Source organism: Proteiniphilum sp., assembly GCF_040307845.1.
Lineage (GTDB): Bacteria > Bacteroidota > Bacteroidia > Bacteroidales > Dysgonomonadaceae > Proteiniphilum.
Map to the genome: position 1 here is coordinate 61,410 of NZ_JAWRIS010000036.1, position 15,664 is coordinate 77,073.

The following is a 15,664-nucleotide window of genomic DNA, read 5'->3' on the forward strand; positions in this document are numbered from 1 at the left end:
CCTCTTCAATAGTGGATTTATGCCAATTGCTCCCGCATCAGCCGGGCAGCTTTCACCATCCTTATCAGTGACTCCTCCGTCTCTTTCCAGCCCCGTGTTTTCAACCCGCAGTCGGGATTGACCCATAGCTGCTCCTGCGGAATAACGCGGGCGGCTTCTTTCAGCAGGTCAACGATCTCATCTACAGTCGGCACACGCGGCGAGTGGATATCATACACGCCGGGACCGATATCGTTCGGGTAGCTGAAACGGACAAAGGCGTCCAGCAGTTCCATTTGTGAACGGGAACATTCTATGGTGATCACATCGGCATCCATCAATGCGATGTGTTCGATGATATCGTTGAATTCAGAATAGCACATGTGTGTATGGATCTGGGTCTTGTCTTCTACGCCCGTGGAGGCAATGCAGAATGATCTTACAGCCCAGTCGAGATAGCTTTTCCAGTCGTTCCGCCGGATCGGCAGCCCTTCCCTGATCGCCGGTTCATCGATCTGGATGACCCTGATGCCGGCCTGTTCGAGATCACACACTTCATCGCGGATGGACAAGGCTATCTGTAGACAGGTTTTGGAGCGTTCCTGGTCGTTTCTCACGAACGACCATTGCAGGATGGTGACCGGCCCGGTGAGCATCCCTTTCACCGGTCTGGTTGTAAGCGACTGTGCGTAGTTTGCCCAATAGAGGGTCATAGGATGGGGGCGGGATACATCCCCATAAATAACGGGCGGCTTCACGCACCGTGAGCCGTAGCTCTGCACCCAGCCGAACCGGGTAAAGGCGAAGCCATCGAGTTGCTCGCCGAAGTATTCTACCATATCGTTTCGCTCAAACTCGCCGTGTACCAGTACATCCAGGCCGATCCGTTCCTGCCATTCGATGGTTTTTTTTGTTTCGGATTTCAGCAGCCGGTCGTATTCTTCCGCCGACAGCTCTCCCTTTTTGAATTTTGCCCGCCAGGATCGCACCTCTTTCGTCTGCGGGAAAGAGCCGATGGTGGTAGTGGGATAAGAAGGAAGCTGCAATTCCTGTTGTTGTAGTTTCTTCCTCACCGGGAACGGACTTTTTCGTTTGGCATCGTTCTCCGATACGGCGGCACAACGTTCCTCCACCTTTCTGTTATGGATCAGCGGAGAGGTACGTTTGTTCTCCATCGCCCGGCGGTTCTCGTCCAATTTGGACAGAAGGGACCGGTCTCCTTCCGCCAGTTTCTTTAACAATGCCAGTTCTTCCGCTTTTTGCCTGGCGAAAGCCATCCATTGTTTTATTTCGGGTGTAAGCGCCTCTTCGTCCGTTTCCAGGTCGAGGTCGTAGGGTACGTGCAGGAACGACGATGACCCGGCGATCATCACCCGCCCGGCACCGAGTTTTCCGATCGCTTTTCCGATCATCACCAATGATTGGTCAAAGTCGTTCTTCCAGATATTGCGGCCATCCACCACGCCCAATGAAAGTACCTTGTCCGCCGGCAGTTGCGCCAACACATCATCCAGTTGAGACGGGGCACGTACCAGATCGATATGCAGCGCATCCGCCGGAAGTTGCACCGCCAGCGGCATGTTCTCCCTCAATCCCTCGAAGTAGGTAGCGATCAGCAGTTTTAACCGTGGACAAGCTTTTCTGATGGCGTCGTAGGCTTCGGTATATGCTTTTTTTGTTTTTTCGTCGATATCGGTTACCAGAAATGGTTCGTCGAGTTGCACCCATACCGCTCCGGCCTCTTCCAATTCTTTGAGTAATTCGATATATACAGGCAGTAACCGTTCCAACAACTCCAGCCGGTGGAACCCGGCTTCTTTCTCCTTACCCGACAAGAGATAGGAGACCGGTCCGAGCAGTACCGGCTTGGTTTCGATACCCTGTGCTTTCCCTTCCCTGTACTCTTCGAGCGCCTTGTTGTAAAAGAGGAAAAAGTCTTGTGATCGGGCAAATTCAGGGACAATATAGTGATAGTTCGTGTCGAACCACTTGGTCATCTCCATTGCGGTGATGTCTTTGCCTTCGCGCTGGTAACCGCGTGCCATGGCAAAATAAAGCGCCATCCTGTCGTTTTGCAGCGAAGCATAACGGGCAGGAATGGCGCCAACCGTCAGTGTAGTATCCAGTACCTGGTCGTAGAAAGAGAAATCATTCGACGGGACAAGGTCTATGCCCGACTCTTTCTGTAGCGTCCAATTTTGTTGTCTGATAGAGGCTCCTGCTTTGAGGAGTTCCTCTTCGGTGATGTTGCCCGCCCAGAAGTTTTCGCAGGCTTTTTTCAGTTCGCGCCGGCTACCGATCCGCGGGTAGCCAAGAATGTTAGTTTGCATCGCTTTTAACTTTTTAAAGTGAATAACCCATGAAGCTAAAAGTCTTTTCCGAACTTTCGCAATGCGACAGCCGATAAAAAGGATGGAGTAAATGCAGGGGTACTTTTTCCCTTAACAGGGAGAAACTGATGAGCCAGACCATACTTTTATCGCGAAGCATTGTCAATCCGAATAAAGGCAGGTCTCCTGACTTGCACGATTGCCGCCATCCTTCCCACCCCGATTGATCGGGACAGTGGATTGTTATGGGCGGAAACTTTGGCCGTGCTTACAGTTGCGCGACAGTCCACGATTTTCACGTGGTTCCCTATTATCCCTTTTTAGGGGGCACCTTACCGGTTGAAGAAATGATAAAAAGAACTTTTGTCCGGCAAAGATAGGGAAAAAGTCGAAATCTTCGATATAAAACTTACATCGACATGTTTGTTTCTAATGGGAGTAAGAAAAAATAATCCGGAAAATAATAGGTTTTATGATTGTTTTATTCTATTTTCGTCCACGGAAAAGTCCTTTTTGAGTGCCTGACTTTTTTTCACTACAAACATGCACACTACCGTGTTAAACAGGATGGTAAAAAAACTTTTCTTTAGAAAACACAAAGTTGAAAGGTGCCGGCATCTATCTCGAACCTACAATTGGAGTTAATTATCGCTTCACTGATTGGTTGCACTTCTCACTGGGAGGAGGTTATGAATTCGATTTCCGGGGTAAAATAAAGCTATCGGGACAAAAAACACAAATTGAATCAAAATGGAATGGGCTTCGTCTATACGGAGGGATTATCTTATTTTACCACTAAAATGAAATTTCACGATGAATAAGTTGAATTTTATACTATTAGCCACAATAGTATTGTTTGTGGCTTGTGAGTACGAACCAAGCGGTAATAATTTCCTGGATTTAACCCCTCCCGAGGATCAGATAGCTATTGAGATCTCATTGAATGACGTTAATCCTTCCGATACAATATACTTATATCAGCCCACTTCATTCTCGATAAAGATAAATTCTCCAAAAGATTTAAAACAAATAATAGTTTTATTGGATGGAGAAGAACCTATGAATGTGTGGGACAGACCTTCAGGTTTTATATTCTATCCAGACCATGTGGATGAAGGAGTACATAAATTGACGATAGGTGCCACTTTTACTTCCGGCACAGGCAGTTTAGCCGACATGATGGGACTGGAGGGATATGCGGGAGAATTATCATGGAATATCCGCGTTATACATAATCCTCAGGACCGGTTTGAAGTGGATTACCGTTGTGGATTATGGTTATGTGTGTGGATATGCAGTATACGCAGTAAAAACACAACTCAAGGATAGTGCGGTATTTCATCAAACACTTTCAATAGATACGCCAATTCCAACTGTATACTTTGAAGATCTGGGACTTGATAAACTTCGTGTGTATTGGGATAAACCCTTTGCGAACGGCCGGTTTAACATTGTTACCGATGATACAAATACCATTGCCTCCGCCATACAAGATACCACCATTACCATTCCTCAATTGTGGGGTAAAACCCGTCAATTTAAGTTGAAAATTAAACCGCAAATAGCCGAATATGACAACTTACATAATAATAAAACTGCTTATGGAAACTTCTGTCAAGGAATTTTCCTGGATATTCCCAATTGGCCACTATATGCGTATAACAGCGCTGACAACATCATATATACGAGTAGTTACGATGATTTGGTCGCTTTTAACGCGACAACTTTGCAAAAGATAAACTCGGTATCGATTATTGGTAATCCCTGGGGACTTATATATGGCGGGAAAATATCCTCTGCTCCTCATAATTCAACGGTTGCCGCGATGACCGGTGAAGAGACCAGGATTTTTTCTGACAGTCGTTTTGCAGATCCAATCATCATCAAACCATTACCTGGCAGCGTACAAACTCGTTTAGCAGCCTTAACAAGCAATGATAGATTTTTTGTCGTGCAGAAAAGTTCCAACACCTGTCTTGTTTTTAATACCCTGACAGGAGAAAAAATATTTCAATTTCCATTCACATATAACACAATATACGATATTCCCGATCTTGTTTCCGTATCTGAAAACGGGCAATATTTTTGTGCTTCGTCGGAAAATGGAATAGAAGTATTCGAGATTGACGGAACAACCACAAATCTGCTCTATACTGACACAAGGCACTATAAAGGAGCCATGTTTGTACCTTCTCAACCTGACAATCTTCTTCTGAGAGTCGGTTCGAATTTTGAATTAAGACACATTCCTGATTTCAATATTATCCAGAAACTGGATGTACCGGAAACCGGAGTTGCGCTGTGCAATATTGACCCTGCAAGCATGAATCTGCTTTATTATCAAAATGATTCATTGAGGGTTTGTAAAATCAATAATTTAACGGAAACGATATTTAAAATAAGAAGCGATGAAACAACCTGTAAAATGTTTAACAATAAACTGTTGACACGCGGTAATGGTGGAATAGCTTTTGACATAAATCCTTACGTTAGTGAGTAAATTAAAAAGCCATCTCCAATTCTTTTTTCATGTCGAAATCCTCGTCGTGAAGATGTACCACCTCGAGGGTTTTTTCGTAGTTGGTCGATTTTTTGGAAAAGAAATCGTGTTGTGTCGTTTCCACATTTAGCCCGTTCAGCACGATGGGATTCACCTCGTTGACCTCGTAACGAGGATCGAAGCCGAGATTCATCAACGCCTTGTTACCGTTGTAACGGATATATTCCTTTACTTCAGCCCCAAGGCCTACATCGCTGTAAACATGGTCGGTATATTTCATCTCGTTCTCGTAGAGCATATCCATCATTGAGAGCAGTTCGGCTTTGAGTTTTTCCTTTTTCTTTTCGCTAAAAGTGTTGAATATCTCCTGTGCCAGCAAGCCGACAAACACGCCGTGGATCGACTCGTCGGCAATGATCTTTTTGATGATATCGCAACTGGCCACCATCTGCCCTTGTCCGGCCAGCCACAGGGGAAGGAAGAAACCGCTGTAGAACAGGAAGGTCTCAAGCATCACCGAAGCGACCAATGCCATATAGACCTCTTCTTGCGATACATTATCCTTGTCGAGCTTGCGGTAATAGCTATCAATCGTTTTGGCTTTGAACTGGAGTTGCTCGTTGGTGGATGCCCATTCGAAAATGGCATCTATTTCGGTGGTGGACGCCACCGTGGTGAAGATGGTGGAATAGGATTTGGCGTGAATAGACTCCATCATGCACATATAGGAGAGTACCGATTTGTTTTGCAATCCCTCGATATGGTCGATCACTTTTGGCATGCCGGTATGGCTTTGCAGGGTGTCGAGCAGGGTGAGTCCGCCCAGTGCTTTTTTATAGGCTTCACGCAATTCGGGTGAAAGTGACTTCCAGGAGTCAATATCTTTCGAGGGGATGTATTCGGTGTCGATCCAGAACTGTTTCAGGTTTTGTTCCCAGAACATCTCCACATAGTCGTTCTCGGGAGTATTCCAGTTGACGGCTTTAAATTGTTTCATTATTTTTGATTATTTGATTTCTTATGTTCTTCTTGCTGTGGTATGTATCCGACTAAATCTTCCGACTGCCGATATTTTGTGACCCATTTTAGCTCTTGTTTGCTAAAAGAGTATAACTCGCTTCGCTCAAACAACTACTCTTTTTACACTCACTTCGAGCTATGGGTCCCCACAAAATATCTAAAAGGTCTCCGCTTTAGTCGGATACATATTCCAAAAATACCTGTGTTTTTTATTGTTCAATTACACCGAGCAGGAGATACAGTCTTCGACGGTTGTTTTTCTTGTCCGGGTATAATACAATGATTTCAATCCCGCTTTATGGGCATAGATATAATACCTTGCCAGGTCGCGGGTGGTATGGCTGCTCTTGGTATGCAGTATGGTCGATATGCCCTGGTCCACGTGGCGCTGGATCACCGAGATCAGCCTGATTACCTTCATCTGGTCCATGTCATACGCCGATTTGTAGAAGAAATAATTATCGTTGGTGAGGTAGGGCATCGGGTAGAACGATGTACTGTCGCCATATTCGCGCACCTCGATTGTATCCACCACCGGCATTACCGAAGCGGTGGAACTCATGATATAGGAGGTCGATTGGTTAGGCGCTATCGCCAGCCGGTAGGCATGATACAGCCCGTGTTGCATTACCTGCTCCTTCAGGCCCTTCCACTCTTCGATCCCCGGAATTTCAATCCCTTCGAACAGCGCTTTCACCTTATCGGTTTTAGGCAGGTACTCCTGTTCGGTATATTTGTCGAAATAGGTACCTTTGGCATACTCCGACTTATCGAAATCCTTGAAGACGATCCCTTTTTCCCGGGCGATCTCCATGGAGCGTTCCAGCGAGTAGAAATTCATCATCATGAAGAACACATTGCAGAAGTCGAGTGCCTCTGTACTCTCGTACGCGATAAAATTCTTGGCAAACAACCCGTGCAGGTTCATCGCACCCAATCCCACGCTGTGCAATTCCTCGTTGGCTTTTTTGATGGAAGGAACGATATCGATATTGGAAATATCCGAAACTACCGTCAAGGAACTGATCGCAGTTTTTACCGCCTCTTTGATCCGCTTGTTGTCCATCACGGTGACGATATTCAGCGATCCCAGGTTGCAGGAGATACCGCGGCGGATCACATCTTCCTCGTAATAATCATTGATCTCCGATACTTCCGACAACTGCATGATTTCGGTGCAGAGGTTGGAGAATTTCACTTCACCGATATCTTTTAGTGCATGCTCACGATTGGCGTTATCCTTAAAGAAAAGGTAAGGATAGCCACTCTCCTTCTGCGTCTGGGCGATCTTTACCAGCATCATGCGGGCGTTGAGCTTTTTCTTCCTTACCTTGGGATTATCCACCAGTTCTGTGTACATCTCATTGATGTCCATATCGTCAAGATACTGTCCATACGCCTGATAGACGGTATGCGGATAGAACACATAGAACGGTTCATCCTTTTCGGCAAGCTCCATGAACTTGTCGGGCACTACCACGCCGATGGAGAGCGATTTGATACGCACCTTCTCGTCCACGTTGATTTTTTTACAGTCGAGGAATTCCTCGATGTCGGAGTGGAATACATTCAGGTAGACCGCTCCGGCACCGGGCCGCTGTCCCAATTGGTTGGCATAAGAGAACACATCTTCCAACAATTTCATCACCGGCAATACTCCGCTGGCACGCCCTTCCACCCCTTTTATCGCTTCCGAGCGTCCGCGTAGTTTGGAGAGATTGAGTGACACGCCGCCGCCGATGGAGGAAAGCTTCATGGAGGAGTTGATGGCATAACCGATCCCGTTCAGGTTGTCGCCAATCTCGTCGAGAAAACAGGAGACCAGCTCTCCCGACCGTTTTTTGCCGGCATTCAGGAAGGTAGGCGTGGCGGGTTGGTATTCCTGGTTGATAAACAGTTCGGCATACTCCATCGACTTGTTGATATCGCCCCTACCAAGATAGAGGGCTGCACACGCCAGGCGGTCCTCATACCGTTCCAGGAATTTCTCGCCGCTGTCATCCCGCAGGGCATAGTTCTGGAAGAACTTAAACGCGCTGATATAGGAGGGGAAACGGAATTTCTTCCGGTACATCAAATCGTATACCTGTTTGACCTCTTCAAAGGAATACCACTCCAGCAGGTTCTCGTAATAATTGTTTTCGATCAGGTAATCTATCTTTTCTTTCAGCGTATAGAAGAAGACGGTATTTTTATTCACATATTCGAGAAAGTAGGAGCGCACCGCTTCCTTGTCCTTCTCGAACTGAAACTCATCGTCCTTTTTCACCATTACCTGGTTGTTGAGTAATATCCAGTTTTTTACTTTCATTTGATTTTTTTTTAGAGCCAAGAACCAAGGTTAATTACTAATTACCAATTACTAATTACCAATTACCAATTACCAATTACCAATTACCAATTAATTATAGAATCATGAAATTTTCAAATCATCACATTATCACATCAACATATTGGTACTTATACTCGTTTTATATTTCTTCTCCGCAATTATTATTTACACAACCTGTATCTGTTGTTGTGCCTTATAGGCATTGACTTTTTCAATAAAAGCGTTCACATCCCGTTCCAACCCCGACAATTCGAACTTCAGCAATAGAGGTATTCCATATTTTACCGCAATCTTATCGGCTGCCAAGCCAAAATTGGTACCCCAGTTCATATTTCCGCTCGACGAGACGGAGAGGATAAAAGGATGGTTTGCCTGCATGAACCGTTCTGTGGATTCCGGAACCTGACCAATCTTCGTAGTATAAGTAATCAGGTGACCGAGTTCTAATGCGACCAATTGACCGGTTATTTTCAGGCATTGCCATCCGGTTTTGGCCGCTACCTTGTGTACGAAACGCTCCACGTTACCCGTCGTGCTGTCCCAATAAATGGTCATAGCTGCGCGACCATCATATTCAGCTTCTCCGGATCATAGCCCACAATACGTGCCAATTCCTCGCTTCCATCGATCAGTATCGTCGTGGGGACGGAGCGCACTTTATGCCGCATGGCCAATTCGGGACTGTTGAACGGGTTGACTGCTTCAAAAACAACGTTGTTATTTTCAAGGAAGCGTGATACCATCACGCACGGATTGCAATCTTCTTTTTCGAATTTGACGATTTTTCTCATTTTGAATTGTTTTGTATGTTGGTAAATAATCTATATATGTACATACGCATGTATGGCATAACCTGTCATACATTTGATATATAAATATCAGATAGAATTGTCTGAAATTATCACAAAGTCAATTTTCTTTGTCAGCCCGAAAGAAAATTTATTTTCCGTTTTGGCAGGTCTTCTGACTTACTCTGTTTCCGGCAGCCTTCCCTTTACGAATAAATAAAAGTGGCAAAAAGAATTGCGAAAACACTTGAATGAGTTTACAGCAGCGGGGTCTGTTCAGGACTTACACCTGATTCCCTTTTCATCCCGATCGAGAGGCCTCCCGACCGGAACACCAAAACGTGCAACAAATATCGAATAAAAAAATGAGATTAATACTTAAAAAGATATTTTATTTTCTATGGAATATCGACAAAGTTTATATGAACAGAAAACTTTGGTATTATTTTAATTCAAGAAGTTTTCCATTTTGAAAATTATAATACAAGAATATTACAAAAAAATTACCCATTTGGGCTTATCTGAATTGATTTTCATGTATCTTTGGGTAATACATGGAAAATCTATTTCCTTTTTCAGTTTTTACTTCTCTTTTTATTGTTTTTTCCCTTCAGCCCTGGATTGATGAAACTCCGCTATCATTTCTCTCAGGCATTTGGCACAAATACATTCGGTATATATTGAATCGATTTGGAATGCCAGGTTAGGCGGGATATAGATATCGGCGCATTCGCACGAGAAAATATCGTCGGGCTTGCATTCAAATTTATTTCCGCAGCGGGGACATTTCTTTTCCATTGTATTTGCTTTTTTGAATCCTCTTAATCTGCATTCCGATTAATAGCCGGAAGAATTAAAGTATGATATACTTTTGTACTGATGATGCGATAATGAGGCCTATAGTTGTCATTGAATAACTGGCTGTGGTGACCTATATATTTGCCCTGGTTCAGCTGTCCAATTATTTCATTTTTCTCTTTATCGTAATCCGTCAATGGCAATTGCATGAAGCGGATTACGGCTTCTATCCGATGCCATTCTTTTTTCCAATCTTCAATATCGACCGGCTTGAAATCTTTCGCACTCTGCATGAAAGCATCAAAAAACAGGTCGAATGGGATGAGATTGTTTTTAATCACCGACAGGTTTACCCTGTAGAAATTGTGCCTGTGTCCTGTCGGCTCCGCTATCTTACCCTCAATTTCAGTATAGGATGCCAATTCTCTGAGCAGGTAGTTTTTAGCGGCTATCGTATCATTAAGCAAACGCCCCGGGCCATAAACATCCTGAAAGAAGTTTTTATACAAGTCTTTCAACGTAGACTGTGGATATTCCCGGATATGCTCCTCCACCGCCCGGCGCACCGCATTTTCAAAACCGTTATTATCCTGTGCAAATCCATTCATTAGCAGAAATAAAAATAAGAATAGGTGAAATATTTTTTTCATTGTGTTGACTTCAGTCCTTTATTGTTCGATACTACTATCCACAAAACTACGTCTTTTACAAAGGTATATATAAACGTTTACTTTTGAGTGATTTTTTAACGAGATAAGTGATTACAAACAAAACCGGAGAACAGCCAAAGGTTCACTTTGACACGTTCTCCGGTTTCTTATATGTTATCCTCGTTAAAGGATAAGACGGGAGATTTACTGTCAGGCGTTCACCTTTTTTAGTACCGGGAAGCGGCGCGCGCTCAGTTCAAATGCGCCGAAAAGGAGAGCCGTGTAGAACAGGTCGCCCATCACCGTATTTTTGAAGAACGGTATGCCGGCAGTGTAGCATGCGATCAATCCGCCGAAATCTTTCGGGTACATGGTGCCGGAGAACCAGACACCGAAGTTCGATACCAGGAAGAAGATAACGGATGCTCCCAAGGCGGAGAACAGCAGGTTCGGCACTTTTATTTTCCGCAGGGTGAATATCCCCAACAGCACGATCAGGATAAATGCGCCGTAGGTGAACCATGCACCTCTATAGAACCATACAAATCCATCGAAATAGGCGCCATATACCACGTTATTCAACACCAGGTCGCTGATCCACATCGAAATGACGGGAATCACAAATGCCCACGCACGGCGACTGTAATACGCCGCACCAAATAATGCCATCCCGCCTATGGGAGCGAAGTTGGCAGGGTGGGGGATCAGCCGGCTCAAGGCGGCCAGCAGGATCAGCAGCGTTATCACGCTGAAACGAAGGATTATTTTGTTTTTAGCCATAATGATTAATATATTGTTGTATAATATTTTCCTCAAAACACCGGAACCAGTTTCCATATGGGAAGAGCTTTTATACCGGATGCTGAACAAAAAATTTTACAGCTTATCATAGATATTCTTTGTTTACATATCAAATTCACTTGTAAAATAAATTCCTGCAGTGAAACGTGTATCAATCTTGCTTGTGCCCGTAGCACTTGCTTTATATTCCTGTATCGTCAGAGGATTACCCCCTTTAATACGTCCTACGCCATTCACGGTGGCATACGCCCCCCAACTACCTACATAACCGAAATATACATCGCCGTTATTCTGATCCACTCCCAGATCACCATAAATGATTTGGGCATTGGAATCGATCCCGCTGGGGATTGTATAAAGCGTACTAAGTGTTCCGGTTGTCCCGGATGTTATTGCATACTTGAATATTTGCGTAGGATTCCAACCATTACTCCTGAAATAGAGGACATCCTGTACTCCACCCGCATAGCAACATAAGCCGACAGACGGAATAAACAGGCTTGCATCGAAAGAAGAAGTGATCGTATCAGAGGATAGCACTGTCGTTCCGGATATCTTCGACAAAACAGCCTGGGTGTTTGACAGAATGCTGAGGGCATATACATACTGTACCGTATTGGAACTTCGACGCACGGCTACTAAACCGGCTACTTTTCCCGGTACGGTTATATTTGAAACCGCATTTGTAGAAGTATTAATCCTATATACAACCCCACTTTCTGAACCCACATACAGATACTTCACTCCACTATTCTGCACCATTGCCATACGGGTCCGAGAAGGATTTGTGATTCCGCTTACAGATGTAGGTGTTGAACCTGAAGTGGTTTCACTGGTAATCACCACCCCACTATTAGTCCTTACATAAATGGAACTTCCACTGATCGCTATATGAGTAGGTGTATTTCCACCCCAACCGGTTGGAAAATAGGTGCCAGGATTAAATTCATTGGTTTTTACTAAATAATTGTCAAGAACGAGAATATGCTTAGTTCCTCCAGATATATATGAGTCACCGTTTTGAGAAACCACATACATCTTGTTATTGGCTATAAACAAATCCTGGGAGACATTTCCCATGGCTCCTGTACTCGGGTTTCCATATACCCAGTTTGTGGCAGGGAAAGTGGAAACAGAGCCATCAATAAAGGAAAGTGTTCCATTCTCAGTCATCATATTGCCTTCCGATAACACAAAAACGCCATCCATATTTGCCAGGTAATCATATCCGGCCTTGGCGCTTCTCAAATCACTGTTATTTACGTTGTTCTCAACTGACGAAAATAACTCTTCGTCCTGTTGGCAACCTGCAAAAAAGAATACAGATAGCGTAAATATCCAACCAAAATTTTTAAATAAATGTTTCATAGTTTTCTTTTTTTTAAGTGTTATATATGATAAGCTGTAAAACTGTATTTTCTATCCTGTCTTTTTCGATATTCTGTATCGTTACTTTAGATTTTTACTTTCATCAAGACATCGTACACATCGGACATTCGCGGCGTAAGGTCGAGCTTCAAGCCTGGCATGCAAATGGTTATTTAAACCCACGTTAATAAAAATACTCTCCTCCAGTAATTTATTGGGGCTATCGGGTGAAATCATTGGACTTGCCGTCCAGAGAGATGTGTTTACGCTATATTTTGAGACTTCCTCCCCCAGCATATGTCCGGTTGCGGGATAAAAACCCAGAACCGGTGACTCAAATTCAATATCTACATTAGAACCTATACTTAAAAATTGATTCTCAGGTTCTCTGATATACCAAGGAGAAAGTTCATACGAAAGGTCACTCCATCCGTTTTCAGTAATTTTTGAAGGCCAAAATGGTACCATCCAGCCTTCGGGGCAAGGATCATAAATGGTCTTTTTCCCACTCACTCCACCCCATAAATCATGGTCGAATACTTTATCGTAATAACTATACCAATCTCCAGACGGGAACGCATCAATGTATTCATCCGGAAATTCAATGGAGTATGCCAGGTTGTTCTTACGGTATTGAGGGGGAAACTCCAATGGGGATTCCGGGTAATAATTCTTTGGGGCAAATCCGGGTAAGGGGTCTTTTTTTCCCCACTGGTAATACATGCCGTGTGTTTCTTTCCCCTTGGTCTTATCGGCACTGTTGGCTCCAAGGTTGCGGTCCATAAAAATATTGTCGCCTGCATTGTTTTTATAACGGTACACATTGCCACCCGCTACACTATTGGATCCCGTTTGAAGGTTGCTCAATTGTAAATCTGCTCCCGGGTCATAATCCGTTACCCATAGGTGCCAGCTCCAGCGCACTTCACCATTCACCGTAAGGGCAATCACGGCATTTCCTTTCGCTCCCGGTTTTGTCTTCAACCGAATGGCGGCCTTGTTGATATCCTCGTAGTCGGTGATCTCCATCAGTTCCGTGTCCACCAGTTCGTTGGGGATGGCCCATATCAGTACGGCCCCCAAATCGCCACCGGGAGAAAACTTCTTACCGAAAAGCTGCTGGTTCTGTTCCCACACCGCAAAAGCTTTTGCGACGGGTATCGAGACGGTCTCCCCGGGCATTGCCATGATGCAGTTGGCGGTGGCAAGGGCAACCTCGGGATCGGCTACCACACGGATATAGTCATTGTCACTGCTTCCCTCATTTCCGTTGTTTTCCTCCTGCTTTTCTAACTCTGCCACGTCTTCGCGCAGGAATTCGTCTTTACAAGCGACTGCCGTTAACAGGAATAATACGCCTAATAGCAATGTGTTCCTTAGGTGCCTTAATTTCATCATACTTATCAATCTTTAAAGAAACAGGTACTCTTTTTGAGTACCTGTTTATACCCTTGCATTATGATTCCATATATAAGGAACAAAAGTTCATCATATAATCACATTATAATAAAGAGCGTCGTTACAATCCCTTAGTTGGCAGATTGTGCCTCTTCGGTCGTAATCTCTATGGTTTGCAGATGGAGATCTTCGATAGAAGTTACCTGATACCGGTATTCACCCGACATCGGCCTCATGCCCTGAATGGCATTCACCACTTTGATAAAATCAACACCCGGCAATTGAACTGTATTTCCTTCTGCATCTACCGCCCAGTCGATATCAATGGCGGCCTGCTTGCTGTTATTGGGCTGGCTGGCCGCATATCCCCAGTCAAAAGGCAAAGCCGATAGGAAAAAGTCATTTTCCTTGATTTTGGGTTTCAACTGACGACCGGTCAATGTAAATGTCGGCTCGGAAGCTAACCATGCTGCCACTTCAACGGTGGCAAAAGGAGGTGAATCGAGTACATGACCTGCTTCACCGCTCTGGGTAGTCCAGGGGAAACCTCCATCCGATTTCGTTGTCTGGTAAGTGAAGGACTGTATGCCGAGGTCATTTTCCCCACCATATTCACTCCCCTTGATTTCATACCATTCGTCGTCATCGGGCTTTCCGTTTCCATTTGTATCGTAAGCCACCCAAATGATGGACGGTGAGGCATTGCCTCCCCCGTATCTGGTAGTAAAATCGCAAAAACCGGGCCTGTTCATGATGGTGTGGTCGAAACCGACGACCATCTGTCCCCCGAAAGCCCCCATATAGACATTGCCTTTGCCTTCTTTCAATTGTTCAAAAACAGTATTGAGTGCTTGATCCTTGGTATCACCATAAAGTGTGACGTATTGTCCCGGGGCGGGAGTAAAATCAAATATCCTGTTAGGGAAAGCACTCAAACCTTCTTCCGGTTCTGTAACTGTAATGGTTGTTGTGGCACTCAATGTTTTCCCATTCGGTTGTTTTGCGATTACAGTCAACTTATATTCTCCGGGAACGAGTGTGATGAAGTCGTAATTCAGTGTTTTGGAAACAACACTTTCATTGCCATCGAATTCTTGCTTCCACTCGAAAGAAGCATTGTCAAGGTCTATCACCTCCGGTCGCAATGCTACCACCCTGCTGATGGTGACAGCAAACTCCGGAGCCAAGCCCAAAAAGGTGTTCTCTGCCGGAATCACCTCATCCAGAATGTATAATGTGCTGTTACCGATCACCGTATGGGTGCCAATAGGAGCATTATTCAGTGCGACAACCCCTTCGGTTGTTTTTACTACGAGTTCAATTCCGCCCAGACTCTTCACTTTACCTTCTTCGGTGAGGGCGGATGGGGTATAGGCTTTTTCCAGGATATGCCTTTTTAATATGTCAGCGGTAATACCTCCTTCTGCTACATCATTTTTTATGGCAAGGATGGTAAATCCGGTTGCCGTGGAAGAACCCAGGTCAAGTGACCTGAAAGCCTCTGTGAATTCGGACAGCTCCGGTCTTGATTCCAGCGCAGCCAAGATTAATTTTTGCTCACTTTGCGCAGGTGTAAGCACTTCCTTGTCGGGATCATCCGAACAAGAAGCAAAGCCGGCAACCAGCAACGACAGGATCAATGTTTTTAAAATCAAAAATTTTCCATTCATAACGTAAAAATTTAATAAACACTTTTTTAA

13 protein-coding genes and 2 riboswitches are annotated in these 15,664 nt (G+C 44.5%); of the genes, 2 read left to right on the plus strand and 11 right to left on the minus strand.

The features are described 5' to 3' along the window. Positions 1-17 precede the first annotated feature (17 nt). Positions 18-2,309 carry a 5-methyltetrahydropteroyltriglutamate--homocysteine S-methyltransferase gene (gene metE / locus ABV001_RS08590; RefSeq protein ID WP_352422415.1) on the minus strand — a complete coding sequence of 764 codons (2,292 nt, stop codon included), beginning with the start codon at positions 2,307-2,309 and terminating at the stop codon, positions 18-20. Between the two features lie 159 nt (positions 2,310-2,468). Then, positions 2,469-2,657, minus strand: a riboswitch (cobalamin riboswitch). Positions 2,658-3,350: 693 nt separating this feature from the next. On the opposite strand from metE, the gene ABV001_RS08595 reads away from it, so the two are divergent. Then, positions 3,351-3,638 carry a hypothetical protein gene (locus ABV001_RS08595; protein ID WP_352422416.1) on the plus strand — a complete coding sequence of 96 codons (288 nt, stop codon included), beginning with the start codon at positions 3,351-3,353 and terminating at the stop codon, positions 3,636-3,638. Further along, positions 3,559-4,809, plus strand: a complete 1,251-nt coding sequence (locus ABV001_RS08600; RefSeq protein WP_352422417.1) for a hypothetical protein — start codon at positions 3,559-3,561, stop codon at positions 4,807-4,809. Before ABV001_RS08595 ends, ABV001_RS08600 begins: the two co-directional genes overlap by 80 nt. Before the next feature lies 1 nt (position 4,810). Here the strand turns inward: ABV001_RS08600 and nrdF are convergent, their stop codons facing one another. The 10 genes from nrdF to ABV001_RS08650 all read right to left on the minus strand — a co-directional run bounded on the left by nrdF (position 4,811) and on the right by ABV001_RS08650 (position 15,634). Continuing rightward, positions 4,811-5,806: a class 1b ribonucleoside-diphosphate reductase subunit beta gene (gene nrdF / locus ABV001_RS08605; protein ID WP_352422418.1), complete on the minus strand. Its 996-nt coding sequence runs from the start codon at positions 5,804-5,806 to the stop codon at positions 4,811-4,813. Between the two features lie 243 nt (positions 5,807-6,049). Next, on the minus strand, positions 6,050-8,140 hold the full coding sequence (nrdE, locus tag ABV001_RS08610; RefSeq protein WP_352422419.1) for a class 1b ribonucleoside-diphosphate reductase subunit alpha: 2,091 nt from the start codon (positions 8,138-8,140) through the stop codon (positions 6,050-6,052). A gap of 186 nt (positions 8,141-8,326) precedes the next feature. Continuing rightward, a complete protein-coding gene (nrdI, locus tag ABV001_RS08615) occupies positions 8,327-8,716 on the minus strand; it encodes a class Ib ribonucleoside-diphosphate reductase assembly flavoprotein NrdI (RefSeq protein WP_352422420.1) in 390 nt (129 codons plus the stop codon). Next, positions 8,713-8,952, minus strand: coding sequence for a thioredoxin family protein (locus ABV001_RS08620; RefSeq protein ID WP_352422421.1), 240 nt, complete (start codon positions 8,950-8,952; stop codon positions 8,713-8,715). The genes nrdI and ABV001_RS08620 overlap by 4 nt, the downstream gene beginning before the upstream one ends. 145 nt (positions 8,953-9,097) lie before the next feature. After that, positions 9,098-9,303, minus strand: a riboswitch (cobalamin riboswitch). 240 nt (positions 9,304-9,543) lie between these two features. Continuing rightward, the gene (locus ABV001_RS08625; protein WP_323425808.1) at positions 9,544-9,747 is read right to left on the minus strand and encodes a cysteine-rich CWC family protein; all 204 of its coding nucleotides are present in this window, start codon (positions 9,745-9,747) and stop codon (positions 9,544-9,546) included. Between the two features lie 23 nt (positions 9,748-9,770). After that, positions 9,771-10,397: a hypothetical protein gene (locus tag ABV001_RS08630; RefSeq protein ID WP_352422422.1), complete on the minus strand. Its 627-nt coding sequence runs from the start codon at positions 10,395-10,397 to the stop codon at positions 9,771-9,773. A 210-nt stretch (positions 10,398-10,607) separates the two neighbouring features. Further along, the gene (locus ABV001_RS08635) at positions 10,608-11,177 is read right to left on the minus strand and encodes a DUF6580 family putative transport protein (protein ID WP_352422423.1); all 570 of its coding nucleotides are present in this window, start codon (positions 11,175-11,177) and stop codon (positions 10,608-10,610) included. 123 nt (positions 11,178-11,300) lie between these two features. Continuing rightward, positions 11,301-12,566, minus strand: a complete 1,266-nt coding sequence (locus tag ABV001_RS08640) for a DUF5074 domain-containing protein (RefSeq protein ID WP_352422424.1) — start codon at positions 12,564-12,566, stop codon at positions 11,301-11,303. A gap of 81 nt (positions 12,567-12,647) precedes the next feature. Continuing rightward, entirely contained in the window at positions 12,648-13,964 is a 1,317-nt protein-coding gene (locus ABV001_RS08645) for a hypothetical protein (RefSeq protein WP_352422425.1), read from the minus strand. 131 nt (positions 13,965-14,095) lie between these two features. Further along, a complete protein-coding gene (locus ABV001_RS08650; protein WP_352422426.1) occupies positions 14,096-15,634 on the minus strand; it encodes a fasciclin domain-containing protein in 1,539 nt (512 codons plus the stop codon). Positions 15,635-15,664 lie beyond the last annotated feature (30 nt).

Bases quoted from the DNA above. Each gene is read 5' to 3' on its own strand.
- ABV001_RS08635 (WP_352422423.1), bottom strand. From the start codon at position 11,177: ATGGCTAAAAACAAAATAATCCTTCGTTTCAGCGTGATAACGCTGCTG.
- ABV001_RS08640 (WP_352422424.1), bottom strand. From the start codon at position 12,566: ATGAAACATTTATTTAAAAATTTTGGTTGGATATTTACGCTATCTGTA.
- nrdF (WP_352422418.1), bottom strand. From the start codon at position 5,806: ATGAAACAATTTAAAGCCGTCAACTGGAATACTCCCGAGAACGACTAT.
- ABV001_RS08645 (WP_352422425.1), bottom strand. From the start codon at position 13,964: ATGATGAAATTAAGGCACCTAAGGAACACATTGCTATTAGGCGTATTA.
- ABV001_RS08650 (WP_352422426.1), bottom strand. From the start codon at position 15,634: ATGAATGGAAAATTTTTGATTTTAAAAACATTGATCCTGTCGTTGCTG.
- ABV001_RS08620 (WP_352422421.1), bottom strand. From the start codon at position 8,952: ATGAGAAAAATCGTCAAATTCGAAAAAGAAGATTGCAATCCGTGCGTG.
- nrdI (WP_352422420.1), bottom strand. From the start codon at position 8,716: ATGACCATTTATTGGGACAGCACGACGGGTAACGTGGAGCGTTTCGTA.
- metE (WP_352422415.1), bottom strand. From the start codon at position 2,309: ATGCAAACTAACATTCTTGGCTACCCGCGGATCGGTAGCCGGCGCGAA.
- ABV001_RS08625 (WP_323425808.1), bottom strand. From the start codon at position 9,747: ATGGAAAAGAAATGTCCCCGCTGCGGAAATAAATTTGAATGCAAGCCC.
- nrdE (WP_352422419.1), bottom strand. From the start codon at position 8,140: ATGAAAGTAAAAAACTGGATATTACTCAACAACCAGGTAATGGTGAAA.
- ABV001_RS08630 (WP_352422422.1), bottom strand. From the start codon at position 10,397: ATGAAAAAAATATTTCACCTATTCTTATTTTTATTTCTGCTAATGAAT.